Origin of the sequence: Sutterella massiliensis (assembly GCF_016899755.1) — a bacterium.
Lineage (GTDB): Bacteria > Pseudomonadota > Gammaproteobacteria > Burkholderiales > Burkholderiaceae_F > Sutterella > Sutterella massiliensis.
This window is the reverse complement of the sequence record NZ_JACJJC010000195.1, coordinates 1-670: the sequence shown is the minus strand read 5'-3', so window position 1 is coordinate 670 and position 670 is coordinate 1. Positions and strand designations below refer to the sequence as shown.

The 670-nt window shown below is 49.7% G+C and carries 1 protein-coding gene; it reads left to right on the top strand.

Features of this window, described 5'->3' with window-relative positions:
- Positions 1-292 precede the first annotated feature (292 nt).
- Positions 293-670 (top strand): ParA family protein (locus H6A60_RS12130; RefSeq protein WP_205104986.1); only part of this gene is annotated, 378 nt, incomplete at its 3' end.

Below are 670 nucleotides of genomic sequence, written 5' to 3'. Positions count from 1 at the left end.
TTCTCAAACGTTCCTTCTCAACATCCGAACGAAATTCGGATACGGTCTAAAGCCTCTGTAGCTTTTACGGACTTTCGGAATTTCCATGCAAAGCAGCCAAGAAAGGTCCTCAAAAGCTACATCAAGCAATTCCCCTGCATTTCTAGCAAGAAAAGATTTTTTAAGCTCGAGTGAAGCTCTATTTTTCCGATCAGACCTACCAAGAAAATCTGTTTGAAATTCTACGCATTACTTGACGGAAAACCGTTAGATAGTTCATCATCGTTTCTAGCGAATTTTCGGGAGGCTTACGATGCCCGATACAAAAATCATCGCGGTAGCCAATCAAAAGGGCGGCGTCGGAAAGACGACCTTAGCGGTTCAGCTCGCATTCGATCTGGCAATCCGCATGAAAAAGAAGGTGCTGTACGTAGACATGGACGCCCAGGGGAACGGTTCTGCCGTTCTATTGGCAGGCGATCCGATCTCGGGCACGCAGGCCACAGAGCTTTTCACGCCGGGCGACGATCCGATCGTGCCTCAGACAACCAAGCGAGGCATCGATCTGCTTCCGACGGAACTCAACTCCCGTATTTCGTATTCCCTTGAGACGCTGCCGGCCGATTTCATTCACGTTCCGAGGGAACGGCTTATCCGGATTGCCGGCAACTACGACGTCGTGTTGATCGAC